Here is a 24,189-nt window from a genome sequence, read left to right as displayed (position 1 = left end):
CATGACTGAACCCACTGCACCTGCAGCACCACCGCCGCGCCGCCGCTTTGTCCCCCTGCTGGAGCGCCGCTACACGCTGGAGCTGCGCCAGCAACTCAGCTGGCCCAAGCAGGCCGCCATCCTGGCACTGGCCGTTGCGCTGGGCTTGTTCATCTGCGGCGCCATCCTGGTGGCGGCCGGGGTGTCGCCAGAAGACCTGCTCAACGAGTTCGTGGTGCAGACCTTCACCGACCCGCAGAACCTGCGCGCCGTGCTGTTCCAGGCTGCGCCTATGGTCATGGTGGGCCTGGCCGCGGCCATGGCTTTTCGGGCGCGCTTCTGGAACCTGGGGCTCGAAGGCCAGATGGTGTGGGGCGCGATTGGCGCCACCTTTGTCTCCATCCATGAAGTCGGCCCACCCGCGCTGCGCCTGTGGCTGATGGCCGCCGCCGCGCTGCTGTGCGGCCTGGCCTGGGTGGTACTGCCGGCGCTGTTCAAGATGCGGCTGGGCATCAACGAAATCATCTCCAGCCTGATGCTCAACTACGTGGCCGCCAACTTCCTGCTGCACCTGCTCTACGGCAGCTGGAAGGACCCTAAGGATTCCTTCCCCTACAGCCCCAAGTTCCAGGCCTTCGAGCGCCTGCCCGACATTGCCGGCGGCTTCAGCAGCGCCATCGTGCTGGCGGCTGTGGTGGCGGTTGCGGCCTGGTGGTTTGTGGACAAGAGCCGCGCCGGCCTGTACCTGCGCTTTGTGCACGCCAGCACGCGCGTGGCCGATGCCGTGGGCGTGCCGGTGCGCCGGCTGGTGCTGGGCTCTGTGCTGCTATCGGGTGCGCTGGCCGGGCTGGCGGGCTTCATGGTGGCCGCCGGGCAAGAGGGGCGGCTGACCCAGGCCTTCTACAACGGCTATGGCTTCTCGGGCATCCTGATCGCCTTCCTGGCGCGCAACAACCCGCTGGCCGCCAGCGTGGTCGCGGTGCTGGTGGCCACGCTCTTCGTCGCCGGCCGCAGCCTGCAGGTGTTCTACCAAATCCCGTTCTCGATGGTGCAGCTGATCCAGGCGATTCTGGTGGTGTGCGTGGCGTCTTCCGATTTCTTCATCCGCCACCGCATTCGTGCCGTCGGCCAGAAAGGCGCCTGAGCCATGGACCTGATCACCCACTGGCTTGGCAACATGCCGGACTTTGCCGTGCCCTTTGCGCTGGCCGCGCTCGGGCTCATCATCAGCGAGCGCGCGGGCGTGCTCTCGCTCGGCGCCGAAGGCCTGATGCTGGTCGGCGCGCTGGCCGGCGTGGGCGTGCAGCTCGCCGTGCACGAGCCCGGCATTGCGCTGCTCGGCTCCATGCTGGCGGCCGCCACCGTCTCCATCCTGTTCGCGGTGATGGTGGTCTGGCTGCGCGTGAACCAGGTCATCGCCGGGCTGGCGCTGGTGTTCTTCTGCCAGGGCCTCACGGGCCTGCTGGGCACGGTGCTGGGCTGGACGAATCAGCCGGTCACCGGCCTGGACGTGCTGCCGCTGGGCCCGCTGGCGCAGCTGCCGCTGATCGGCGGGCTGTTCCGGCAGAACGTGGTCGTCTACCTCACGCCGCTCATCTTTGCGCTGGTGGTCTGGTACCTGAACCGCACCGTGTCCGGCCTGCGCCTGCGCGCCGTGGGCGAGAACCCGCAGGCCGCAGACGCCGCCGGCATCCCGGTGCTGCGCACGCGCTTCCTGGCGATCCTGGCCGGCTCGGCGCTGATCGGTTTGGCCGGCGGCTACATCGCCGTGCTCAGCACCAAGCTGTGGATCGCCGGCATGACCGGCGGGCGCGGCTGGATCGCCGTGGGCCTGGTGATCTTCGCGCGCTGGTCGCCCTGGCGCGCCTTGGTCGGCGCCCTGCTGTTCGGCGGCATCGAAGCCCTGATTCCCCAACTGGCCGCCGCCGGCATCAGCCTGCCGCAGTACTTCGTGCTGATGACGCCCTACGTCGTCACCCTGGGCGTGATGGTCTGGGTGGCGCTGGCAAGGCGCGGCAGTGATGAAACGCCTGGCGCGCTGGGCGAGCCCTACCTGCGCGAGGAACGCCGCTGAGTCGAATGCTGCTCAGTTAGCCCCGTTCGCCCTGAGCTTGTCGAAGGGCTGCTAGTGTTCTGATCGAGAAGTTCGTAGTAAGCAAGAAGTGCCGATCCGCACTCGATCAAGGGCGAGACGGATCGCTTTGCCTATCGGTTCGTGAAGCGCTGACAGGTAGGCGACCCGAGAGCGGTCACTGGCGGGCTGAGAACTACCGGTACCTTGTGCGGCAGCTTGACCGGATGCATTCGGGCAATCAGGTCCAGGCGCTGCAGCGTCACGTCGAAGAAGAACCGCAGGCCGGTCAACGTGGCGTTCAGCGTTATGGGCGAGACGCCCGTATCGACCAGGTGGAGCTGGAAGTTGCGCAGGTCCTCCACGCTGGCTGTGTCCGGCGAGCGGTGCAGATAGGCGGCCAGCTTGCGCACTGCGCGGATGTGGGCTACCTGCGTGCGTGGCTCCAGTTTGCGCATGCGCATGTCTTCGAGCATGCGCTGACGCAGTGGCGTGACCGCCGGGATGATCGTGTCCATGGTTGCAGCTCCGTCGATGAGCGAGGCGGGATTGCCTCGCCATCGACGGTGGCACCAACGCGGGGATCAGACGCCGAAGTGCCGCGCGGAGCGCCTACCGCGCGAGCGGTTTAGTCCTGCGTCGACTACCTGCCGATCCAGCAGGAGCGAATCGTCCTCCTGAGTGCGACGATCCATCTGACCCGCCCGCACGGTGGGTGCCTACGGGCGGATCACACTAACGGCGCGCTGAGGGATGGTGTTTGCTCAGAACGATATGAGAACGTTGCCCTGCTTCTTCGGCGATGTGGCGGCGTCGACCGCGGCGGTGATGTCGGATAGGTCGAAGGTCGAACCACTGTCGAAAAGCTTGGGTGAGGTGCGCGCGATATCGATCGCGGTGTCGTAATCGCGCGCCTGGTCTTGCGCACTGGTTTCCGAATGCCACGTGCCGATGGTCGCACCGCGCAGCGTCAATGCCTTCGGCAGGAACATGGTCATGTCGGATGGGCCTTTGGCGAGCAGACCGAACGAGACCAGCGTGCCGCCCTCGTTGAGCAGCCAACCGCTTTCGGTGACCATCTTGCCGCCAACGCCGTCGATAATGAGCGGGACATCGTCACTTGCCGCCTTGCGAACGGCATCCTGCCAACCATCGGTTTCGGTCGCGACAATCTCGCCGCCCGGGAGCAGTTCGGCGAGCCGCCTCGCGCTGTCCTCCGAACGGACAAGACAAATCAAGGGGAGGCCTTCCCGTAGCGCCAGCACCGCAATGAGCTTACCTACATGCGATGAGGCGGCTGTCAGCACGATACGCGTAGGACGCTTGCCAACGGTCTGCTTTGCGACGCGGAGCACATGAAGCGCGGTGATCGTGTTGAGCAGCATCTGAGTTGCCACATCATCGGTGATGTCGTCAGGAACCGCGACCAGCGAGCGGGCCGGGAGATCGACCGATGTCTGCCAGGTGCCGTCGCCCATGAAGGCCACCCGCGTGCCGATGGTGATGCCTGTTCCGACCAATGCCTCTGGACTGGCTTCCTCGACGATGCCGACCCCTTCCATGCCGGGGACGCGTCCCTCGGGAATGTCGTCGTGGCTCGAGACATAATGCGCGGCCACGACCTGGAGATCAGCGGGATGGATCATGCTGCGCGTCAGCCGCACCCGCACCTTGTCGGCCGCGAGTGGCGGCAGCGGAATATCCTTTTCAGCCCGCAGAACCTCCTGGGGGCTGCCGAAGCTGTAGTGGGCGACACGACGCATCGAGTTTTCAAGACTCATCGGATTCTCCTTCGAAAGCGGCCTTGCCGCGCGCTTCAAAAAGTACAGGGCGTACAAATACTAGTGTTCTGATCGAGAAGTTCGGAGACAAAAGCGTTCGATGCTGGCGAGGATCTCGTCAGCGGTTTTGGCCCAGCAGAACGGACGCGGCTCTTGGTTGTTCAGATCGACATAAGTGCGGATGGCCTTCTCCAGCGCTCGCGTGGAGTGATACGTGCCGCGGCGGATACAGCGCTCGGTGAGCGTGGCGAACCAGCGCTCGACCTGGTTGAGCCAAGACGCCGATGTGGGTGTGAAGTGCACATGAAAACGAGGTCGTGCGAGCAGCCAGCGCCTGCAGATCGCCGCGCTCGGCATCGGTCAACACCAGCTCTGCTTTGGGTCTTCCGCGCATACCAGTCTCATCATGTCCAAGGTACACGACTGGACTCGTAGTGCACGCGATAGTTCCGCGAACTTCTCGATCAGAACACTAGCTGCGGGCCCAGGCTTCGACAAGCTCAGCCCGAACGGAGATATTCATTCAACCGAGCAACATTGGCGCTAAACCGGATGCCCGTCCAAGGCAGCAGCCGTCACGCCCCTGCAATCGGCAGATACAGCGTCAGCGCGGCACTGGCCGTGCGGCGAAAGCCAAAGCCTTCGTAGAAGGCAGCCGCCTGCGCGTCCTTGGCATCCACCACCAGCACGCGCACGCCCATCGATTGCCGCACAGACAGCGCCAAATTGACGGCATGGCCCAGCAGCAAGGGGCCATGGCCTTTGCCCCGCTCGGCCTGAGAGACCGCCAGCCGCCCTACGCGTATCGCGGGCACGGGGTAGGCGGGCAGGCGCTTGCGGTCTTGCTCGCGCAGATCGTGCAGGTAGAGCTGCGCCGCAGACAGCGAGCAATAGCCCAGGATGCGCGCCGGCTGCGCGTCGTCTATCAGCACATGGGTGGTGGCAATGCCCTCGCGCTGGTGCTGCCCGGCGCGCTGGCGCAGGTAGTCGTCCAGCGCGGCGACACCGCAGCTGAAACCATCGCGGTCGTGATGCCGGCCGTCGAGGACGGTGAAGGCGAGCGCCATTCCTTCAGCGTTGAGCCAAGCGAGCGGCGGCGGCCATGGCCTTCTTCAGGCGCGCATTGGGCTGGAAGGGCTCGTCCAGCGCGGCCAGGAAGCGGCGCGACTCCTGCTCAGACAGCGTGACAACGGCATCCGCCGCAATCGCGGTATCGGCTTCGCGCAGCACCGCATCACGCACAAAGGCCGACACCGCCATGCCCCGCAGCGCAGCGGCCTTGGCAATGCGCTCCTTGTCGCGGGATTCCAGGCGCAGGTCGAGGCGGGCGGTAGTGGTCGTCATGGCGGGCTCCATTTTGTACGGCATTTTACCGTACAGGCGTGCGCGGGCACGAAGCATGCGTTGCTGGGGCTCACCTACGTCCCTGCTTTCTGCCCCGAACCCATGCAAGCCTATGTCTACGAGCAGCCGCGCCAACTCGACGATGCCGAGTTCGCCGACTACCTGAACCCCGCCACCACCGCCGTCATCTCTATCGACATGCACCGCGGCCACCTGGACGACTCGCCCGACTGCCCCTGCCCGGCGCCGCGTGCGCGCGATCTGGTGGCGCCGCTCGATAGCTTCCACGACCAGGTGCGCGCGCAAGGCGTGCGCCTGATCCATGTGCGCTCCACGCTGCGCCCCGGCGGCGAAGACGACACGCGCGGCATCCCGGCCGCGTGGCGGCGCACCTTCCCGCTGCATGTGGGCCCCATACCGAATGCCGATGCGCACGCCATAGAAGGCAGCCGCTGGACCGAGTGGTGCACCCGCGTGGAGCCCGGCGACATGCGCGTGGATACCAAACGGCGCCTCTCCGCCTTCTACCCCAGCGACCTGGACTTTCTGCTGCGCAACCAGCGCATCGAGACCGTGGTGCTGGACGGCGGCTTTACCGATTGCTGCGTGCTCAGCACCGCGTTCGATGCCAACAACCACAACTACCGCGTGATCGTGCTGCGCGACCTGGTGCGCGGCACCGATCCGCAGCTGGAGGCGGCGGCGCTCAGCATGGTGTCGCTGCACCTGGGGCTGGTGATGGATTCGCAGGAGCTGCTGCGGGTGTGGCGCCAACGCTGAATCTGCCGCTGCCGCCATGGCTCTTGAAAAAAGAGCGCGGCATACTACGCCTCGTTACATCAAAGAGCCAGTATGAAAACCCCTAGTCGACTGTTCTCCGCGCTAACGGGCGCGGCTCTTGGCCTGCTGGCCGCAACGTCCTGGGCAGCCGACTATCCGGCCGCCAAAGAGGCCAGTTGGACGGCGCGTGACTTCCGCTTCCACACCGGCGAAGTCATGCCCGAACTGCGCCTGCACTACCGCACCGTGGGCGCACCCACCGGCGAGCCGGTGCTGGTGCTGCATGGCACTACCGCGTCAGGCGCGGGCATGCTGACCCCGGCCTTCGCCGGCGAGCTGTTCGGCCCCGGCCAGCCGCTGGACGCCAGCAAGTACTTCATCATCCTGCCGGACTCGATCGGCGCCGGTAAATCCGCCAAGCCCTCCGACGGCCTGCGCACCAAGTTCCCGGCCTACAACTACGACGACATGGTGCAGGCGCAGTACCGCCTGCTGACCGAAGGCCTGGGCATCCGCCACCTGCGCGTGGTGCTGGGCTACTCGATGGGCGGCATGCACACCTGGCTGTGGGGCGAGAAGTACCCCGGCTTCATGGATGCACTGGTGCCGCTGGCCTCGCAGCCCAGCGAGATGTCGGGCCGCAACTGGCTGATGCGCCGCTTCCTGATCGACGCGATCCGCAACGACCCCGACTGGAACGGCGGCAACTACACGGCCCAGCCACGCGGCATGAAGGCCGCCAACGTCTACTTCAACATCGCCACCACTGGCGGCTCGCAGGCCTTCTACAAGGCCGCGCCCACGCGCGAAAAGGCCGACCAATTGCTGGCCGAGCGCCTGGCCGCGCCCTACACCGCCGACGCCAACGACGTGCTCTACCAATGGGAATCCTCGCGCGACTACAACGCGGTGCCGGCCCTGGCCGCCATCGCCGCGCCGGTGCTGGCCATTAACGCGCTGGACGACGAGCGCAACCCGCCCGAGCTGGGCACCATGGAGCGCGACCTGAAGCAGGTGAAGAACGCGCGCCTGTACATGATCCCGGGCAGCGAAGACACGCGCGGCCACGGCACCGCCGTGATCGCCAAGCTCTGGCGCCAGCAGCTGCAGGACTTCCTGGCCACGGTGCCCGCGCGCGCGCCTGCTCCGTAAAACGCCCCCAGCCCGGCGCCGCGCGCGCCGGGCCTTCCCCTGAAAGAAACCCTCGTATGCAGCGCAGAAGCATGATGCTGGCGACCGCAGGCCTGTGCCTGGCGGGCGCCGCCCGGGCCGAGCCCGGTGTGACCGACAAGGAAATCGTCTTCGGCCAGACCGCCATCCTCAGCGGCCCGCTGGGCGTGCCGGTAAAGGGCCGCATGGTCGGCGCCGAGCTGGCCTTTGCGCAGGCGCGGCGCCAGGGCGGCATCTATGGCCGCAACATCCGCATCCAGTCGATCGACGATGAGCTCAAGCCCGAGCGCGCGCTGGCCAACTACGAGCGGCTGCTGAACGATGGCGTGATTGGCTTCTTTGGCTGCGGCGGCTCGGCCACCACGGCGGCAGCGGCCGACATCCTGCAGCGCAGCGGCGCGCCCCTGGTCGGCGGCTTTGCCGTGGCCGACGGCGCGCGCGACAAGGTCACCGGATCGGCCTACTTTCTGCGCGCCACCGGCAAGCGCGAGGCCGAGGTGCTGGTGCAGCACCTGGCCACCGTCGGCACCACGCGCATCTCCATCGCCTATCTGGACAACCCGGGCGGCGTGGAGGCGCTGAACCTGCTCAAGGCCGCGATGGACGCGCGCCAGCTCAAACCGGTGGCGATTGCCGCCGTCAAGGGCGACGGCAGCAACGTGGGCGAAGCCGCCAAGGCGCTGGCCGCCACGCCGCCCCAGGTGGTCATCATGTACCTGGGCGGCCCGCTGCCCGGTGAGTTCATCAAGGCCACCAGCAGCACCGACAGCCGCCCGATGTTCTACGGCATGTCCATCGTGGCGGGTGAGCTCACCGCCAAGATCGCCGGCGACAAGGCACGCGGCCTGGTCATCGCCCAGGTCGTGCCCTACCCCTGGAGCCAGGTCGACACCACGGCCAAAGAGTTCCGCGAGCTGGCCAAGCAGGCCCAGGCGCCGGTCGACTACTACAGCTTCGAGGGCTACCTCACCGGCCAGATGCTGATCGAAGCCCTGAAGCGCACCGGCCGCGACCCCACCCGCGCCCGCCTGGCGGCCACCATGCGCGCCCTGAAGTTCCGCATCGGCGGCATGGACATCGACTTCAGCAGCGGCGGCCACACCGGCTCCAACTTTGTGGAGCTGGTGCAGGTCACGCGCGAGGGGACGTTTGTGCGCTGAGCCGCTGATGCGCACATGGGCGCGGTGGCGGGCGCGGTGACAGGCGCCGCTACTCCACCTTGAGGCGGCCCTGCTTGACCAGGCCAGCCGCCAGCACCGCCTCTTCATTGACCAGGCGCTGCAGGACGCCCGCGCCTTCAAGGAAGGGCTCGCTTCCCAGTTCGCGGATCACATTGGAAAACTCCGGCTCGGCCACCGACTTCGATATCCAGCCGTAGAGGCTTTTCACGTTGGCAGGCGGCGCGCCCTTCGGGGCGAACACCCCCACGAAGGTGGTGGCGTCGAAGGTCGGCAGACCGAGCTGGGCCAGGTTCGGCACGTTGGCAAGCATGCCGCCGGCCTGGGGGCCCAGCACGAACAGCGCGCGCAGAGCGCCGCCCTTGATGTGCGGCGTGGAGCTGGTGATCTGGTCCACCACCGCGTCGATCTGGCCGCCAATCAGGTCAAGCAGGGCCGGCCCCGAACCCTTGTAGGGCACGGTGTTGACGCGGGTCTTGGCGGCGTCCTCCAGCTGCAGCAGCGCGAGGTGGTTCGGCGATCCCGGGCCGGCATGCCCCACCGTCACGTTCTCGCCCTGGGCCTTGATCGCCTTGAGGAAGTCCGCCGCGGTCTTGAAGCGCGGATCGTTGGCGCGCACCACCACGACCACCGGCGTACGGCTGACCACGGCAACCGGCACGAAGCTGTCGGCCCGGTAGGGGACTTTGATCATCTCCGGCAGCGTTCCCAGCTGACCTGGCGTGGCCACCAGCAGCGAATGCCCTTCGGGCTCGGCCCGCGCCGCCCAGCCCGTCCCCACGGCGCCGCCACCGCCCGCCCGGTTGTCGACAACCACGGGCTGCCCGGCATACCGGGCCAGAGGCAGGCCCAGCGTGCGGGCCACGATATCCACATTCCCCCCTGGCGCAAAAGGCACGATCAGGGTAATCGGCTTCGACGGAAAGACGCGGGTCTGTGATATGGCGGGGAAAGCCGCCGCAAACGCAGCGACCGACACGCCTCTTTGAATAAAGCCTCTGCGGCCGATTTTTTTCTTTGACAATTGATGCCTCCTCGTGATGGATTAGTTATTCCAGTACAGCTGCGTGGGGTTATCCACCATGACTTTTTGAATATTCCCGGCAGGCAACCAGTCAAATACGGCTCCCGCCAGCTCGCTACTGGAAGTCGAATGCGCATTGATCCCGGGATGTGGCCAGTCCGACCCCCACAAAATACGATCCGGATTGGCTTGGACGAGTGAGTGAGCGAGCGGAATCAGGGAAGGGTCGACGGCCGACGCTGTTTCCGACAGCCGATAGGCGCCAGAAAACTTGACCCATGCGCGCCCCTCTTCGAGCAGGCTGTGAAGATTCCGGAGGCCGCGGCCACCCACGTTCTTATGGACCGACGGATGCCCGAAGTGATCGACCACTACCGGCAAACCCATTTCGGCTACTAGCTTTGGCAGATCAGGAGCCCAGTCTACGTCCACCAGCAACTGGATATGCCACCCCAGGCTCTTGATGCGATCCGCAATGGATTGCAGGCTGGATACCGAAACACCACCCGAGAACAGCGCGTTGCACCTGGCGCCCCGCACGCCCAGCCGGTGCAGGCTTTCGATTTCACTGTCCGGCGTGTCTTCAAAAATCACCGCCACGCCCCGCATGCTGCCGGGGACGGCATTTTTGAGCGTCAGCTTGAGCAATTCATGGTTACGGCCATATACGCTGGGCTGCACCAGAATGCATCTATCCACGCCCACCGGTCGAAAAGACGCCCAATAATCGGCAATAGATGCCGGGGCCGGCGTATAAGAGCGCTCCGTGATGAATGGGAATTCATGCGGATGCCCAAAAACATGGAAATGCGTATCGCAAGAACCCTGCGGAAATATTCTTTCCTTGCATCCGCCCGCCGATTTTTCAGCGGTGTCGATCCGGCCATTCATTTGAAGCGGTTCCATTTGGAGTTATTTGAAAGCCGAACCTATTGTTTTAAGATGGCCAGACCTTAGTCAAGATCATCTTTGTCATCTTCATAGTGAATCGCATTCATCAGGCGTCCGTGAACCTCCGCAACATCGACCTCAACCTCCTGGTCATCTTTGAAGCACTCTTCGAAGAGCGCAGCGTGGCCAAGGCCGCCGCAAGGCTAGACCTCACACCTTCTGCCGTCAGCCATGCACTGCGGCGCCTGAGAACCCAGTTCAAGGATCCGCTGCTGCTTCGAACCGCAGAAGGCATGGCCCCCACGCCCGAAGCCGCCCGCCTGGCCATGAGCTTCCGCAAGGCCTTCAGCGAAATCGAGAAAGCCATAGAAGTCAGCGGCGAGTTTGATCCCGCCAAGGCCCGGCGCAGCTTTCTTCTGCGGCTGTCCGACTACGTGGGCGTTCTGCTGCTCCCCCAGCTGTGCATTCACCTGCGTGCCGTGGCGCCCGGCATCAGCCTGTCCGTCCAGTCCTTCGACGTACGCCAGCCTTTGGATCGCGTGGAATACGAAGGCGTGGAGATCAGGCTGTCCGTCTCGCGGGGGCAGTCGGTTCTCTCCGCCTCCCGCCGCATACTGGATGACCAATGGATGGTGCTGATGCGAAAGGGCCACCCGGCGGCATCAGGCCCCCTGACCCTGGAGAAATACCTGGAGCTTGGACACCTGAAGGTCTCAGGCGTGGGAAGCAGCATCCTCGATGAACTTCTGGCCGAGCGCGGGCTGGCACGGCGGGTCATGATCCAGGTCCCGACCTGGCTCGGGATGATTCCCGTGATCGAATCCACAGACCTGATTGCCGCCATGCCCGCGCACTGGATGGACAGCGTCCTCTCCGGCTCGGATTGCGTGGCGCTTCCCATGCCTCTGCCCGAATTGGGACTGTCCATTGATGCCGTCTGGCATCCGCGCAATGACCACGATGCGGGTCACCGATGGTTCCGGGAACTCATCCACCAGATTTTTCAGGAGGCGTACACCAAGTCCCATCTGCAACACCTGACGGGTGCGGGCTGAGCAGCCTGGCCCATGAAAAAAGGCGCTGCCATCACTGGCAGCGCCTTTTTCACGAGAGCCGGAATTTACTTGGACAACTCACCGGCCGTAGCCGCATCCAGGCGGCCCGTCTGCGCAATGCCGCGGTCCTTCTGGAAGGCGCGCAGCGCGTTTGCGGTGCGTGGGCCCATGCCGCCGTCGGGCGTGCCGGTGTTGTAGCCCAGCTCGTTGAGCTTGGCCTGCGCGTCGCGCACCGACATGCCGACACCGCCGCCGCCAGCACCGGCGCGCGGTGCCGAGGTTTGCGACGGGGCTGCCGCGCCGTCCACGCCCAGTCGGCCGCCGCCGCCCAGGCCCTGGCCGCGCACGCTTTGCGCCTTGTAGTTGCGCAGCGCGCGCACCATCTGGTTGAAGGCGTCCATGAAGGCGGCAGAGATCACCTTGCCTTCGGCGGTGTTGCTGTAGCCGCTCAGTCCGGCACCGCCGGAGTTGCCAAGCAGCCGGCCCATGGCACCAAAGTCGGTCTTGGAGGCGCTGCCTTCCGAGGCCGCCACCTGCACGCCCGAGCGGTTGTCGACCAGGGTCAGCATGGTGCTGGCTTCCTTGGTGTTCAAGCTGCCGCTGAGCGCGCCGACCAGGCCGCTGTAGCGACCGCCGATGGCGCTGCTCAGGTTGGCGCCAACGCCGCCGGCGTTGTTGTTGTTGAAGACAACTTCTGGCGTCAACGCGTAGTCGGAGGCAACCAGTTGGCCAGCGCCCATATTGCTGCCCTGGCGCATTTCGCCGGACTGCATCAGTGCACGCTCGCGGCTCATGGCGTTCATGCCGGCGGCGCTGCGCTCGACCACGACGAAGCAGTTGGACTGCTGCACCAGCAGACGCAGCAGGTTGGCCGTGGGCGGCAGCTTGTATTCGTTGCGCAGGATGGTGTACCAGCCGGCACTCTGGTTCTCGTTCAGCGACACGGTGCCCAGGGGCGACTCGCAGCGCTCGAGCTGGCTGCTGGCGCCGTCGGTGGCACCACCAGCGGCAGAGCCGGTGGCCATGGTCTTGGCGTCGGCGCTGCCCATCTTCATGTCGGTGGTTTCACAGCCCGTCAACAGGAGGGCGGCGGCGGCCACGCAGGCCAAGGGCAATTTCTGGATGGAGTGCATGGAGGTCCCCGAAAACGCGGCCCATGTTACGGGCCTGTAAAAAAGCGAAGCGGCGAGGATAAGTGGCACGCCAAGCCGCTGGCAACCGGTGGCGCCGGTAATTTTTCTCAGCAAGCGGCTTTTTTCGACAGGCGGTACAAGTAGAGCAGCCGGCCGGTTGATAGATGCAAGCAGTTGTTAGCGGCCACCCCCGGCACCTCAAAGTCCAGGCTGACCACCCAGGCGCCCGCCGGCAGCTCGGCGCAGGCCTTGGCCCAGGCGCGGGGCATGCTCTCGGGCCGCTGGAACAGGTAGACCAGCGCGTAGCCGCTCCAGTCGGCGCGCCAGATGTCGCCGCGCCGCACGCGCGCCCAGGGGCAACGCAGCGCGCACACCAGCCGCAGCAGCCAGCTCCATTCGATGCCATGCAGCTGGGCCTGTGGATAAGCCCGGCGCAGCGCGCGCAGGCCGTCGCCCAGGCCGCAGCCGGCGTCCAGCACGGCCGCGCCAGCAGGCAGCGGCGCAGCCGCCATCAGTCCGTCCAGCGCCTTGCGCGGCGTGGGGAACACCGGCGCATCACGCCAGGCGTTGAGCGGGTAGACCAGCAACAGCAGCGACAGTGGCAGCAGCCAGGCCCATGCGGGCAAGACGGCGGCACCGGCCAGGGCCACCGAGAGCGGGAAGCCCGCCGCAATCAGCATGCGCCGCCACCAACTGGCGCCGAGCAGGCTGGCTGCAGTGCCCACCGCACAGCCGGCGACCAGCGCCACGAGCGGCGAAGCCTGCTGCTGCAGGCCGACGAATACCAGCCACGCCAGGGACCAGACGATCAGGGCAGGCAAGGGCCAGGGCAGGCGCGACATCATGGGAGACGGGTCCAAAGTGCCTAGTGTCGCGCCATCACCGCTTCTACAATGCGCCCCTGCCCTGCGCCCTCACCCCACAGCGCTACTGATCATCCGTGTCGCTGCGTCTTTCCGTTTCAAAAAGGCCTCTTTTGCTCTCACCGTCCGGTCCGCCGCTTTCTGCCCACGATCCGTTGCCAGCGCTCCCCCTGGTGGTTGATCTGGACGGCACGCTCATCCTGACGGACATGCTGCACGAGTCGTCGCTGCAGCTGCTGCGGGATGCGCCGTGGCGTGTGCTGGCCATGCCGCTGTGGCTCTCCCGGGGCAAGGCCGTGCTCAAGCAAGAGATCGGGCAGCGCGTGCAGATGGACGCCGCCACACTGCCTTACAACGAGCCCTTCCTGCAGTGGCTGCGCGCGCAGCACGCGGGCGGGCGGCAGATCGTGTTGTGCACGGCCTCGGACCGCACGGTTGCAGACGCCATCGCACGCCACCTCGGGTGCTTCGACCAGGTAATGGCCAGCGACGGCAGTACCAACCTCGCCGGGTCAGCCAAGGCGGCCGCGCTGGTGCAGGCGTTCGGCGAGCGCGGCTTCGACTACGCCGGCAATTCGCAGGCGGATGTGGCGGTGTGGCAGGCCGCGCGCTCGGCCATTGTGGTCAACGCCTCGGACGCCGTCACCCGCCGCGCCGAGTCCCTGGGCAACGTGGCCGACCGCTTCGCGCGCGCGCCGGCCGGACTCACGCCCTGGCGCAAGGCACTGCGCCTGCACCAGTGGCTCAAGAACCTGTTGTTGTTCGTGCCGCTGCTGGCCGCGCACCGCATTGCGGACGGGGCAGCCTGGGGCGATCTGCTGGTGGCGTTCCTGGCGTTCAGCCTGTGCGCCTCGTCGGTTTATGTGGCCAACGACCTGCTCGACCTGGAAAGCGACCGGCGGCACCCGCGCAAGCGCCGGCGCCCCTTTGCCTCGGGTGCGCTCGCAGCGTGGCAGGGCGTGGCTGTGGTCCCGGTGCTCACGGTGGCCAGCCTTGCATTGGCCTGGCAGGTGGGCGCGGGTTTCTTCGCGTGGCTGCTGGTGTATTTCACGATCACCTGGGCCTATTCGCTGGCGCTCAAGCGCTTGGTGCTGGTGGATTGCATTGCGCTGGCGGTGCTCTACACGCTGCGCATCGTCGCCGGAGCGGCCGCCATCGCACTGCCCATGTCGTTCTGGCTGCTGGCGTTCTCGGGCTTTCTCTTCCTGTCGCTGGCCTTCGTCAAGCGCTATGCCGAGCTGATGGTGCAGCAGGCTGCCGGCAAGACGCAGGCCCACGGGCGTGGCTACCTCACGTCGGACGCGCCCATCGTGCAGAACCTGGGCATCACGGCGGGCTACACGGCCGTCGTGGTGCTGGCGCTGTACCTCAACAGCGAAGCCGTGCTGGTGATGTACAGCACGCCCGAGCTGATCTGGGCCACCGTTCCCCTCATGGTGTTCTGGGTCAGCTGGATGTGGCTGCGTACGGTGCGCGGAGAGATGCATGACGACCCGCTGGTATTTGCCTTCAAGGACAAGGCCAGCCTCGCAACGGGCCTGCTCTTCGGCCTGACCCTGGTCGCGGCAAGCGTGGGATACCCGTGGTAGCCGTGCGCTCCTGGGGCCGGCTTTCGGCCGAGGACCACGACCTGCGCGTCCTCTCGGAAAGGCCGCTGACGCACCTGCCGCGCGATCCGGGCCAGCACGGCCTGGCCTTCGGCATGGGACGCAGCTACGGCGACGTGTGCCTGAACCCCGGCGGCGCGCTGTGGTCCATGCGCGGCCTGGACCGCTTCATTGCCTGGGACGAGGCTACCGGCGAGCTGACCTGCGAAGGCGGCATGCTGCTGCGCGACATCCAGCGCAGCTTTGCGCCGCGCGGCTGGATGCTGCCCGTGACGCCCGGCACCCAACTGGCTACCGTGGGCGGCGCCATCGCCAACGACGTGCACGGCAAGAACCACCACGTGCACGGCTCCTTTGGCGACCATGTGCAAGAGCTGCGGCTGCTGCGCACCGACGGGACCCTGATCCGCTGCGGCCCGCAGCTACACCCGGATTGGTTCGCCGCCACCGTGGGCGGCCTGGGCCTGACGGGCGTGGTCACGCAGGCCACATTGCGGCTGCGGCCCGTGCCCAGCGCCTGGCTGGACACGGAGACCCTTCCCTACGGATCGCTGAACGAATTCTTCGCGCTGGCCGATGCCTCCGAGGCCGGGTGGGAACACACGGTCTCATGGATCGACTGCCTCTCGGGCGGCGACCCAGGCCGCACGCGTGGCATCTTTCTGCGTGCCAACGCGGCCCCCGATGCCCCGCCCGGCGCGCAGCCGCCCCGCGATCACCAGCGTACCGTGCCGTTCGCGCCACCGGTGTCGCTGGTCAACCGCCTGAGCCTGCGCCCCTTCAACGCGGCCTACTACCACCTGAACCGGCGCCGCGCCGGGCGCGCGCTGCAGCACTACGAACCCTTTTCCTACCCGCTGGACAACCTGCAGGAGTGGAACCGCATCTATGGCCGCCGCGGCTTCTACCAGTACCAGTGCGTGGTGCCGCGCCCGCATGGCCCGGACGCGGTGGCTGCGCTGCTGCACCAGATCACCGCCTCGGGCCAGGGCTCTTTCCTCGGCGTGCTCAAGACCTTCGGCAACCGCGAGTCCGTGGGCCTGCTGAGCTTTCCGCAACCGGGCGTCACGCTGGCGCTGGACTTTCCCAACCTGGGCGAGCGCACGCTGCGGCTGTTCGAGCAGCTCGATGCCGTGGTGGCCGAAGCCGGCGGGCGCCTGTACCCCGCCAAGGACGCCCGCATGCCGCGCGCGCTGTTCGAGGCCGGCTACCCGCGCCTGGCGCAGTTCCTTCCCTACCGCGACCCGAACATCCGCTCAGCCATGTCGCTGCGCCTGATGGGCGACTGACATCCCGCGAATCCAACCAGAATGCAAGACACACTCAACCAATCCAAGACGGTCGTCATCGTGGGCGCCACCTCGCTGATAGCGCAGCACTGCGCGCGGCAATGGCTGGCCGTTGGCGGCATTGGCCGCATGGTGCTCGTGGGCCGCGACGCGGCCCGGCTGCAGGGCGTGGCCGACGACCTGCAGGTGCGCCAGCCCCAGGCCCGCGTCGAGGTGCTGGCCGGCGACGTCACGCAGGCCGCTTCCATCGCCGCACTGGTGCAGCGCCTGGCCGCACAAGGCGTGCCCGACGTGGTGCTGATCGCCCACGGCAGCCTGCCCGACCAGCCGCAGTGCCAGACCGACCTGGCCAGCGCCGAAGAGGCCATGGCCGTCAACGGCCTGTCGCCTGCGCTGTGCGCCGAAGCCTTCGCGGGCCTGATGCAGCCGCTCGGGCGCGGCACGATCGGCATCATCGGCTCCGTGGCCGGCGACCGAGGGCGCAAATCCAACTATGTCTACGGTGCCGCCAAGGGGCTGGTGGAGCGCTACGCCGAAGGCCTGCAGCACCGGCTCGCGGGCACGGGCGTGCAGGTGGTACTGGTCAAGCCCGGCCCCACGGACACGCCCATGACGGCGCACCTGAAGGCACGCGGCGCCAAGCTGGCCAGCGTGGAGCAGGTTGCCCAGGCCGTGGTGCGCGGCATGGCGCGCGGCACGCCGGTGGTGTATGCGCCCGCGAAATGGGCATTGATCATGGCGGTGATCCGCAACCTGCCGCGCGTGGTTTTTCACAAGATGGATATCTGAGCGATGCAACGAATGGCAACGCCTCCCCGCTCCCTTGTCACCCATGGCCTGATCGGTCTGGCGGCTCTCTTTGTGCTGCTGGGCGCAGTGGCCGGGTGGCGCGCCCACACCTCCGTTCCCGTATGGGACATGTGGGGATCGCTCGATTTCTACACCGCTTTGCACGAGGGGGCCGGTTGGTCTGCCTGGTGGCAGCAGAGCAATGAACACCGCATCGTGCTCTCCCGGGCATTGTTCTGGATGGACTACGTCTGGTTCGGTGGCAAGTTCGCCTTCCTGCTCGTGGTGAACTACCTGCTCGCGCTGTGCAACGTTGCCGCGTTCTGGGCTTTTCTGAAGGCGCGTGCGGAGCCCCTTTCCCGGGCACAACTCCTTGGTGCGACGGCCTGCCTTTGTATCTGGCTGTTGTCCTGGGTGCAGAAGGAGAACCTGTCGTGGCCCTTCCAGAGCCAGTTCTTCCTTTCCCAACTGCTGCCGCTGCTTGGGCTGTACTGCCTGTTTCGCGCAACCAGCGAGGACGGTATCGGTCGCTGGTTTGCTGCCGCCTGTGCACTAGGGGTTCTGAGCGTGGGCACCATGATCAACGGCGTCATGGCGCTGCCGATGATGGTGCTCTACGCCGCCGTGATGCGCATGGGCTGGCGCCGCGTGGCCATGCTGGCTGTGCTGGCGGCTGTTTGCGTCACCGTCTATATGCAGGGCTATGCCACCCCGCCCGGCCATCCCCGCATGCTCGACACGCTGCGGCAGCAGCCATTGGGCATGGTGCAGTACACGCTGCAGTACCTGGGCGGGCCATTTCAGTTCTTCACGCAGCAGCTGTATGCGCATTTGTGGATCGGCCAGTGCTTCGGAGTGCTGTTCGTGGCGCTGTTCCTGGTCAAGCTGGTGCCGGCGCTGAGGGCCCCTCGCTCCCATGCGCTGGACCTCTCGTTGCTTGCCTTCATCATCTACATCGCTGGCATCGCATTCGCCACGAGCGGGGGGCGCCTGCCCCTTGGAATGGGCACCGCCCTGGCAAGCAGATACACCACACCCACGCTCATGGCCTGGGCTGCACTGGGCGTGCTGTACACACCTCAGCTTCTGGCTTTGCGCTCGCGTGGGAAGGCCGTGGCAGCGGCAGTGCTCATTGGGCTGCTGGCGGCCATGCTTGCCGTCCAGGCATCCGACTTGAAGCGCAACAACATCGGGCACCTGCGCCTGACTGGCGCGCTCGCGCTGACACTGGGCGTGAAGGACGGCCAGCGCGTCGGCATGCTGGTGTGGGACTTCAACTACGCAAAAAACCTGGTGGACAAGGGACTGCGGGATGGCGCAGGAGTATTTGGCCAGCCCATGCTGGTGGATGCCGTTGGCGCCCTGGGCTCGCACGCCGAACCCTTGCCGGCCCGATGCGCCGGATCGATCGATGCAGTACGCACGCTGCCCGAGGACCCTCGGTTCGTGGCCGTTTCAGGGACCCTGTTCCCCGATTCGCAAACCGAGCCACCATCGGTGCGTCTGGCTGCGCCCGACGGGACCATCGTGGGATACGGAATTCCGGATCGCTGGCGAAAGGTCGCCGCCACAGACAAGGACCAGGCACCGGCGCACAAGCTGACTTTCACGGCCTACCTGCGCTCCGAGGCAATGTCCACGACCGTAACGCTCATCGCGCCCGGGACGGCCTGCTCGGTCCCCGTTTCCGTATCGGCGACCCAGTGATGCCTACACACCTTCTGAACACTCCATGAAGAACTCCAGGATCATCCTGCCAGGAGGCGCCGGCCTCGTGGGCCAGAACCTCGTCGCGCACTTCAAGCTGCAGGGCTACCGCAACCTCGTGGTGCTCGACAAGCACGCCGCGAACCTGGCCATCCTGCGGCAGATGCACCCGGACATCACGGCCGAATACGCCGACCTCGCCGAGCCCGGCGACTGGGAGCGCCACTTCGAGGGCGCCGACGCGGTGGTGATGCTGCAGGCGCAGATCGGCGCGCCGCAGGCCGAGCCCTTCGTGCGCAACAACCTCACCTCCACCGAGCGCATCCTCGCGCTGATCCAGCGCCACCAGGTGCCCTACACCGTGCACATCAGCTCCTCCGTGGTCGAGTCGGTCGCCAAGGACCATTACACCGACACCAAGCGCAGGCAGGAAGAGATGGTGCTCGCCAGCGGCATCCCCTGCGTCGTGCTGCGGCCCACACTGATGTTCGGCTGGTTCGACCGCAAGCACCTGGGCTGGCTGTCGCGCTTCATGCGCAAGGTGCCGGTGTTCCCCATTCCCGGCAATGGCCGCTACATGCGCCAGCCGCTCTATGCGGCGGACTTCAGCCGCATCATCGTGCGCTGCATCAAGGAGCGCCGCGTGGGCGGCGTGTTCAACATCACGGGCCTGGAGAAGGTGGATTACATCGACATCATTCGCCAGATCAAGTCCGCCACGGGCGCAGGCGCGTGGATCGTGAAGATTCCCTACGGCCTCTTCTACCTGCTGCTCAAACTGTGGGCGCTGTTCGACAAAGACCCGCCCTTCACCGCCGACCAGCTCAAGGCGCTGGTGGCGCATGACGAGTTCGAGGTGATCGACTGGCCCGGCATCTTTGGCGTGCGCGCCACGCCCTTCGCCGAGGCCATCCACGAAACCTTCAACCACCCGGAGTACAGCCGCGTGGTGCTGGAGTTCTGATGAGCGCACCCGCAAGCTCCCCCGCCATGCCGGGCCAGCGCATCGCCGTGCTCGGCGCCGGCCCGATGGGCCTGGCCGTGGCCTACCAGTTGGCCCGCGACGGCCACCGGCCCGTGGTCTTCGAGGCCGACGATCGCGTGGGCGGCATGACCGCGATGTTCGACTTTGATGGCCTGCCCATCGAGCGCTATTACCACTTCCATTGCACCTCCGACCATGCCTTTCTCCAGGTGCTGGACGAGCTGGGCCTGGCGGGGCAGATGCGCTGGCGCGAGACGCGCATGGGCTACTGGTTCCAGAAGCGCCTGCAGCCCTGGGGCAACCCGATGGCACTGCTGCGCTTTCAAGGGTTGGGCCTGGTCGCCAAGTTCCGCTACGGCCTGCACGCCTTCCTGTCGACCAAGCGCACCAACTGGCAGCCACTGGATGGCGAAGAGGCCACGGGCTGGATCCGCCGCTGGGTGGGCAAGGAGGCCTACGAGGTGCTCTGGCGCCGCCTGTTCGACTACAAGTTCTACGACTATTCCAGCAACCTCTCGGCCGCGTGGATCTGGAGCCGCATCCGCCGCATCGGCCGCTCGCGCTACAGCCTCATGCGCGAAAAGCTGGGCCACCTGGAGGGCGGCTCGGCCACGCTGCTCGACGGCATGGCCGCCGACATCCGCCAGCACGGCGGCGAGATCCGCCTGTCTACCCCCGTCACGCGCGTGCGCATGGACGAAGCGCGCGTGCAAGGGGTGGAGACCGCGCAGGGGTTCGAGGCCTTCGACAAGGTGGTGAGCACCATTCCCCTGCCCTATGTGCCGCGCACCATGCCCGACCTGCCGCCCGCGCTGCTGGCGCAGTACGGCGCGCTGAAGAACATCGCCGTGGTCTGCGTGATCGCCAAGCTGCGCCGGCCCGTCACCGGCAACTTCTGGCTCAACGTGAACGACCCGGACATGGACATCCCGGGCCTGGTCGAATACAGCAACCTGCGCCCGCTGGAGCAGTCGGTGGTCTACGTGCCCTTCTACATGCCGGGCGAGCACCCGAAGTTCGCCGAGCCCGATTCCGCCTTCCTCGACAAGGTGCGCAGCTACCTGAAGACCATCAACCCGCAACTGCAGGACAGCGACTTTCTGGCCCTGCGCGCCAGCCGCTACCGCTACGCCCAGCCCATCTGCCCGCCCAACTACCTGGACAGCCTGCCGCCCGTGCAGTTGCCCGTGCAGGGCCTGTGGGTAGCCGACACCTCGTATTACTACCCCGAGGACCGGGGCATTTCCGAGAGCATCGGCTTCGGCCGCCAGATGGCCCGGCAGGCCGCCGCGGCGCGGTCGTAGGCGCGCCATGCTTGCGCAGTTCCGCTCCCGGCAGTTCGTGGCCTTCCTGGTCACAGGCGGCGTGGCCGCGCTCGCCAATTTCATCGCGCGCATCGTGCTCAACCAGTGGATGCCGTTCTCGTATGCCGTGGTGCTGGCCTACGGCGTGGGCATGGTCACGGCCTTTGTGCTGGCGCGCGCCTTCGTGTTCAAGAGCAGCCAGCAGTCGGCGCATAAATCCGCCGGCTTCTTCGTGCTGGTCAACCTCGTCGCCGTGGTGCAGACCTGGGCCGTGAGCATGCTGCTGGCGCGCCTGGTGCTGCCGGCCCTGGGCGTGACGCATCTCGTGCCCGAGATCGCCCATGCCGTGGGCGTGGCGGTGCCGGTGTTCACCAGCTATCTGGGCCACAAGCGCTGGTCCTTCGCCGACCGGCCATGAAGCCGGCCCACGCCGTCGCTGCGGCCGGGGCCTGCACCGCGGCCTACGTGGCCGCGCTGGTCTGGGCCGACGCGCGCAACCAGGTCTTCCAGCAGCTGCCGCAGGTGCTCGCCTGGATGCCGGCCATGCTCACGCTGGCCTTTGCCTCTTATGTGCTGCGCTACACGCGCTGGCGCTGGCTGCTGGGCCGCGCCGGGTACCGCACGCCCTGGGGCACGGGCTTTCTCTGCTATCTCGCGGGCTTTGCCTTCACCGCCACGCCCGGCAAGGTGGGCGAACTGGTGCGCGTGCGCTACTTTGCGCGCCTTGGTGTGCCGGCGGCGCGCACCATCTCGGCCTTCATCTACGAGCGCGCGTTCGATCTGCTGTCGGTCGTGCTGCTGGCGGCGCTGGCCATTCCGGCGCGGCCGCTGTTTGCCCTGCTGCTGGCCTTCGTGGCGGGAATGACCGGCATGGTGGCGCTGACCGCAGCGCGGCCCGGTTGGCTGTTGCGCAGCGCTGCCTGGCTGCGCCGCCAGGGATGGCCGCGCCTGGCGCGCGCAGGGCGAACGCTCGCGCTCGGACTGGCGGGTTGCAGGGCCTGGCTGCGCCCTGCGGACCTGCTGGCGTCGCTGGGACTGGGGCTGGCGGCCTGGGGCGTCGTCGCCCTGTCCTTCGCGTGGCTACTGGACGGCCTGGGCATTGCGCTGCCATGGCGCGATGCCGCCGCCATCTACCCCACAGCCATGCTGGCGGGGGCTGCGTCCATGCTGCCGGCGGGCATCGGCACCACCGAGGCCACCATCGTCGCCCTGCTGGCGCTGCACGCCGTGCCCTTGGGGTTGGCCGCCTTGGCAGCGGTGGGCATCCGCGTGGCCACGCTGTGGTTTGCCGTGCTGTGCGGCTTCGTGGCCGCTGCGGCACTGGAGCGGGCCGCAAAGCCATATCAAATTGATAGCTAACAGCCCAGGTGGTGCCTGGGCTAGAGGCATATTTGACTATGAATAGGCACGCTTAATCGCGCGCAGGGGCGCCTGCTTAACCCCGCAGCCGCTCGATCAGCCCGTTCAGCGCCTCCAGGGAGCCGAACTGTATTGCCAGCTCGCCTATTTCTTCTGTGCGGCCGTGGCGCTTGACGCGCTTCTTCACGCGCACCTCGACCTCGGCCATGAGCAGGTCGGCCAGCTCTTCTTCCACCTGGCGCAGGTCGCTGGATTTCTCCTTGCGCGAAGCCGGCGGTTTTTGGCCGGCCAGGCTGAACTCGGCGCCGATCTTCTTCACCAGGCCTTCGGCCTCGCGCACCGATAGCTTGCGCGCGGCGATCTGGTGGGCGGCGGTGATCTGGGCGGCGCGGTCCAGCGACAGCAGGGCGCGGGCGTGGCCCATGTCCAGGTCGCCGGCCATGAGCATGGTCTGCACCGGGTCGGCCAGGTTCAGCAGGCGCAGCAGGTTGCTGGCGGCGCTGCGCGAGCGGCCCACGGCCTGGGCCGCCTGCTCGTGCGTGTGACCGAATTCCTTCACCAGCCGCTGCAGGCCCTGCGCCTCTTCCAGCGGGTTGAGGTCTTCGCGCTGCATGTTCTCGATCAGCGCCATGGCGGCGGCCGACTCGTCCGGCACGTCGCGCACCAGCACCGGCACGCTGTCCAGGCCGGCCAGGCGGGCGGCACGGAAGCGGCGCTCGCCGGCGATGATTTCGTACTTGCCGGCGTGGTCGCCGCTCTGCAGCCGGCGCACCAGGATCGGCTGCATGATGCCCTGGGCCTTGATCGACTCGGCCAGCTCGTAGAGCGCGCCTTCGTCCATGCGGGTGCGCGGCTGGTAGATGCCGGGCACCATCTCGGCCAGGGCCAGGGTGCTGGGCACGCCGGTTTCTGCGGCGGCGGTGTCGGCCGGGGCTTCGCTGGCCTTGGGGCCGAGCAGGGCCTCCAGGCCGCGGCCCAGGCCCTTGGGTTTCTTGGTGGCCATGGAAATACTTTCTTATGACTGATCGATGATGACGAGGGTGCCGTGGCTGCCGGGCGCCACCGCGTGCGGCACCCCGGCAGGCACGATGAAGACTTCGCCCGATCGGACCGCCACGACTTCGCCGTGGATATCCAGGTTCATGCAGCCGTCGAGCACCAGCAGGGCCTCGTCAAAGTCGTGGGATTCGTCGGGGTAGGCCGCTGCGTCCATGCGCAGCACCTTGAGGTTGGCGCCCGCGGCCTGGCCGCAGATGCGCGATGTCCAGGCCTGGGGGTTGGCTTGCGCAAGCGCCAGCAGATTGGTGTGTGACATGGTCATGCGGCCGGACGGCCAAGGCCCTGCAGCAGTGCCAGCCCCGCGGGCCAGTCGCCCAGGCCGGATTCCGCATTGATGTGGCCCACGGAGCCAGCGCTCACATAGCGGGAGCCCCAGGCCTGGGCAAGCGCCTGGGCCGATGCGGCGCTGCCGTAGGGATCGTTTTCGCTGGCCACCAGCACGCTGGCAAAGGGCAACGGCTGGCGCACGGCGGGCGCCCAGCCGGGCAGCAGCGGGCGGATGTCTTCGCGTTCGATGTCGGGCGGGGCCACCAGCAGCGCGCCCTGCACGCGGTCGGTGTTGCGCGAGTGCGCGGCCCAGGCCGCCACCAGCAGGCAGCCCAGGCTATGGGCGGCCAGCACGACCGGGCCGCTGCAGCCCAGCAGAACTTCTTCCAGGCGTGCGCTCCAGTCGCCGCGCAGCGGGCGCTGCCAGTCGTGCTGCTCCACGCGCTGGTAGCCGTGCAGCGCCTCCCAGCGGCTCTGCCAGTGATCGGGGCCGCTGCCTTGCCAGCCGGGAAGGGTGAGGATGGAGATTTGTTTCACGCTGCAAATGATGGGGT

The 24,189-nt window shown here is 67.0% G+C and carries 25 protein-coding genes and 1 pseudogene; 14 read left to right on the top strand and 12 right to left on the bottom strand.

The features are described 5' to 3' along the window. Position 1: 1 nt before the first annotated feature. Both AAFF27_00785 and AAFF27_00780 read left to right on the top strand, forming a co-directional pair. Positions 2-1,123, top strand: coding sequence for an ABC transporter permease (locus AAFF27_00785; protein ID XAH23756.1), 1,122 nt, complete (start codon positions 2-4; stop codon positions 1,121-1,123). A gap of 3 nt (positions 1,124-1,126) precedes the next feature. Continuing rightward, complete coding sequence (locus AAFF27_00780; protein XAH23755.1) at positions 1,127-2,053, top strand: ABC transporter permease; 927 nt, start codon at positions 1,127-1,129, stop codon at positions 2,051-2,053. Between the two features lie 131 nt (positions 2,054-2,184). Here AAFF27_00780 and AAFF27_00775 read toward each other — a convergent pair whose 3' ends face one another. From AAFF27_00775 to AAFF27_00755, 5 genes and pseudogenes are all read right to left on the bottom strand, one after another. Further along, positions 2,185-2,568: a site-specific integrase gene (locus AAFF27_00775; protein ID XAH23754.1), complete on the bottom strand. Its 384-nt coding sequence runs from the start codon at positions 2,566-2,568 to the stop codon at positions 2,185-2,187. Positions 2,569-2,814: 246 nt separating this feature from the next. Beyond that, complete coding sequence (locus AAFF27_00770; GenBank protein XAH23753.1) at positions 2,815-3,831, bottom strand: zinc-binding dehydrogenase; 1,017 nt, start codon at positions 3,829-3,831, stop codon at positions 2,815-2,817. Positions 3,832-3,891: 60 nt separating this feature from the next. Then, positions 3,892-4,161, bottom strand: a pseudogene (locus tag AAFF27_00765) (IS630 family transposase). Positions 4,162-4,406: 245 nt separating this feature from the next. Further along, a complete protein-coding gene (locus AAFF27_00760; GenBank protein ID XAH23752.1) occupies positions 4,407-4,898 on the bottom strand; it encodes a GNAT family N-acetyltransferase in 492 nt (163 codons plus the stop codon). A 4-nt stretch (positions 4,899-4,902) separates the two neighbouring features. Continuing rightward, positions 4,903-5,175: a DUF1778 domain-containing protein gene (locus tag AAFF27_00755; protein XAH23751.1), complete on the bottom strand. Its 273-nt coding sequence runs from the start codon at positions 5,173-5,175 to the stop codon at positions 4,903-4,905. Positions 5,176-5,277: 102 nt separating this feature from the next. On the opposite strand from AAFF27_00755, the gene AAFF27_00750 reads away from it, so the two are divergent. From AAFF27_00750 to AAFF27_00740, 3 genes are all read left to right on the top strand, one after another. After that, entirely contained in the window at positions 5,278-5,955 is a 678-nt protein-coding gene (locus tag AAFF27_00750) for an isochorismatase family cysteine hydrolase (GenBank protein ID XAH23750.1), read from the top strand. Between the two features lie 72 nt (positions 5,956-6,027). Further along, positions 6,028-7,107 (top strand): alpha/beta fold hydrolase, encoded by a 1,080-nt coding sequence (locus AAFF27_00745; GenBank protein XAH23749.1) that lies wholly within the window; start codon positions 6,028-6,030, stop codon positions 7,105-7,107. A 56-nt stretch (positions 7,108-7,163) separates the two neighbouring features. Then, entirely contained in the window at positions 7,164-8,285 is a 1,122-nt protein-coding gene (locus AAFF27_00740) for an ABC transporter substrate-binding protein (GenBank protein XAH23748.1), read from the top strand. 49 nt (positions 8,286-8,334) lie between these two features. On the opposite strand, the gene AAFF27_00735 is transcribed toward AAFF27_00740, so the two are convergent. Further along, on the bottom strand, positions 8,335-9,177 hold the full coding sequence (locus tag AAFF27_00735; protein XAH23747.1) for a tripartite tricarboxylate transporter substrate binding protein: 843 nt from the start codon (positions 9,175-9,177) through the stop codon (positions 8,335-8,337). 171 nt (positions 9,178-9,348) lie between these two features. After that, complete coding sequence (locus AAFF27_00730) at positions 9,349-10,233, bottom strand: amidohydrolase family protein (protein XAH23746.1); 885 nt, start codon at positions 10,231-10,233, stop codon at positions 9,349-9,351. 101 nt (positions 10,234-10,334) lie between these two features. Here AAFF27_00730 and AAFF27_00725 point away from each other — a divergent pair, with 101 nt between their 5' ends. Next, positions 10,335-11,273: a LysR family transcriptional regulator gene (locus AAFF27_00725; protein XAH23745.1), complete on the top strand. Its 939-nt coding sequence runs from the start codon at positions 10,335-10,337 to the stop codon at positions 11,271-11,273. Positions 11,274-11,338: 65 nt separating this feature from the next. On the opposite strand, the gene AAFF27_00720 is transcribed toward AAFF27_00725, so the two are convergent. Both AAFF27_00720 and AAFF27_00715 read right to left on the bottom strand, forming a co-directional pair. Next, on the bottom strand, positions 11,339-12,406 hold the full coding sequence (locus tag AAFF27_00720; protein ID XAH23744.1) for a peptidoglycan-binding protein: 1,068 nt from the start codon (positions 12,404-12,406) through the stop codon (positions 11,339-11,341). 107 nt (positions 12,407-12,513) lie between these two features. Further along, positions 12,514-13,251 carry a class I SAM-dependent methyltransferase gene (locus tag AAFF27_00715; GenBank protein XAH23743.1) on the bottom strand — a complete coding sequence of 246 codons (738 nt, stop codon included), beginning with the start codon at positions 13,249-13,251 and terminating at the stop codon, positions 12,514-12,516. Positions 13,252-13,424: 173 nt separating this feature from the next. On the opposite strand from AAFF27_00715, the gene AAFF27_00710 reads away from it, so the two are divergent. From AAFF27_00710 to AAFF27_00675, 8 genes are read left to right on the top strand one after another with little or no spacing between them, the layout of a single operon-like run. Then, positions 13,425-14,858, top strand: a complete 1,434-nt coding sequence (locus AAFF27_00710; GenBank protein XAH23742.1) for a UbiA family prenyltransferase — start codon at positions 13,425-13,427, stop codon at positions 14,856-14,858. Next, positions 14,852-16,165, top strand: a complete 1,314-nt coding sequence (locus AAFF27_00705; GenBank protein XAH23741.1) for an FAD-binding oxidoreductase — start codon at positions 14,852-14,854, stop codon at positions 16,163-16,165. The genes AAFF27_00710 and AAFF27_00705 overlap by 7 nt, the downstream gene beginning before the upstream one ends. A gap of 21 nt (positions 16,166-16,186) precedes the next feature. Further along, a complete protein-coding gene (locus AAFF27_00700; GenBank protein ID XAH23740.1) occupies positions 16,187-16,954 on the top strand; it encodes an SDR family NAD(P)-dependent oxidoreductase in 768 nt (255 codons plus the stop codon). Between the two features lie 12 nt (positions 16,955-16,966). Then, positions 16,967-18,661, top strand: a complete 1,695-nt coding sequence (locus AAFF27_00695; GenBank protein XAH23739.1) for a hypothetical protein — start codon at positions 16,967-16,969, stop codon at positions 18,659-18,661. A gap of 25 nt (positions 18,662-18,686) precedes the next feature. Continuing rightward, complete coding sequence (locus AAFF27_00690; protein ID XAH23738.1) at positions 18,687-19,625, top strand: NAD-dependent epimerase/dehydratase family protein; 939 nt, start codon at positions 18,687-18,689, stop codon at positions 19,623-19,625. Between the two features lie 26 nt (positions 19,626-19,651). After that, positions 19,652-20,950 (top strand): NAD(P)/FAD-dependent oxidoreductase, encoded by a 1,299-nt coding sequence (locus tag AAFF27_00685; protein XAH26350.1) that lies wholly within the window; start codon positions 19,652-19,654, stop codon positions 20,948-20,950. A gap of 7 nt (positions 20,951-20,957) precedes the next feature. Continuing rightward, a complete protein-coding gene (locus AAFF27_00680; protein XAH23737.1) occupies positions 20,958-21,368 on the top strand; it encodes a GtrA family protein in 411 nt (136 codons plus the stop codon). Further along, complete coding sequence (locus AAFF27_00675) at positions 21,365-22,309, top strand: lysylphosphatidylglycerol synthase transmembrane domain-containing protein (GenBank protein XAH23736.1); 945 nt, start codon at positions 21,365-21,367, stop codon at positions 22,307-22,309. Before AAFF27_00680 ends, AAFF27_00675 begins: the two co-directional genes overlap by 4 nt. 76 nt (positions 22,310-22,385) lie before the next feature. Here the strand turns inward: AAFF27_00675 and AAFF27_00670 are convergent, their stop codons facing one another. The 3 genes from AAFF27_00670 to AAFF27_00660 are packed head-to-tail and all read right to left on the bottom strand — an operon-like array spanning position 22,386 to position 24,172. Next, a complete protein-coding gene (locus AAFF27_00670; GenBank protein XAH23735.1) occupies positions 22,386-23,312 on the bottom strand; it encodes a ParB/RepB/Spo0J family partition protein in 927 nt (308 codons plus the stop codon). A gap of 12 nt (positions 23,313-23,324) precedes the next feature. Beyond that, entirely contained in the window at positions 23,325-23,624 is a 300-nt protein-coding gene (locus tag AAFF27_00665) for a cupin domain-containing protein (GenBank protein XAH23734.1), read from the bottom strand. A gap of 2 nt (positions 23,625-23,626) precedes the next feature. Further along, positions 23,627-24,172 (bottom strand): alpha/beta fold hydrolase, encoded by a 546-nt coding sequence (locus AAFF27_00660; GenBank protein XAH23733.1) that lies wholly within the window; start codon positions 24,170-24,172, stop codon positions 23,627-23,629. Positions 24,173-24,189: the final 17 nt, after the last annotated feature.

The organism is Xylophilus sp. GW821-FHT01B05 (genome assembly GCA_038961845.1).
Taxonomy (GTDB): domain Bacteria; phylum Pseudomonadota; class Gammaproteobacteria; order Burkholderiales; family Burkholderiaceae_C; genus Xylophilus.
This window is presented reverse-complemented; position numbering and strand designations above follow the sequence as displayed.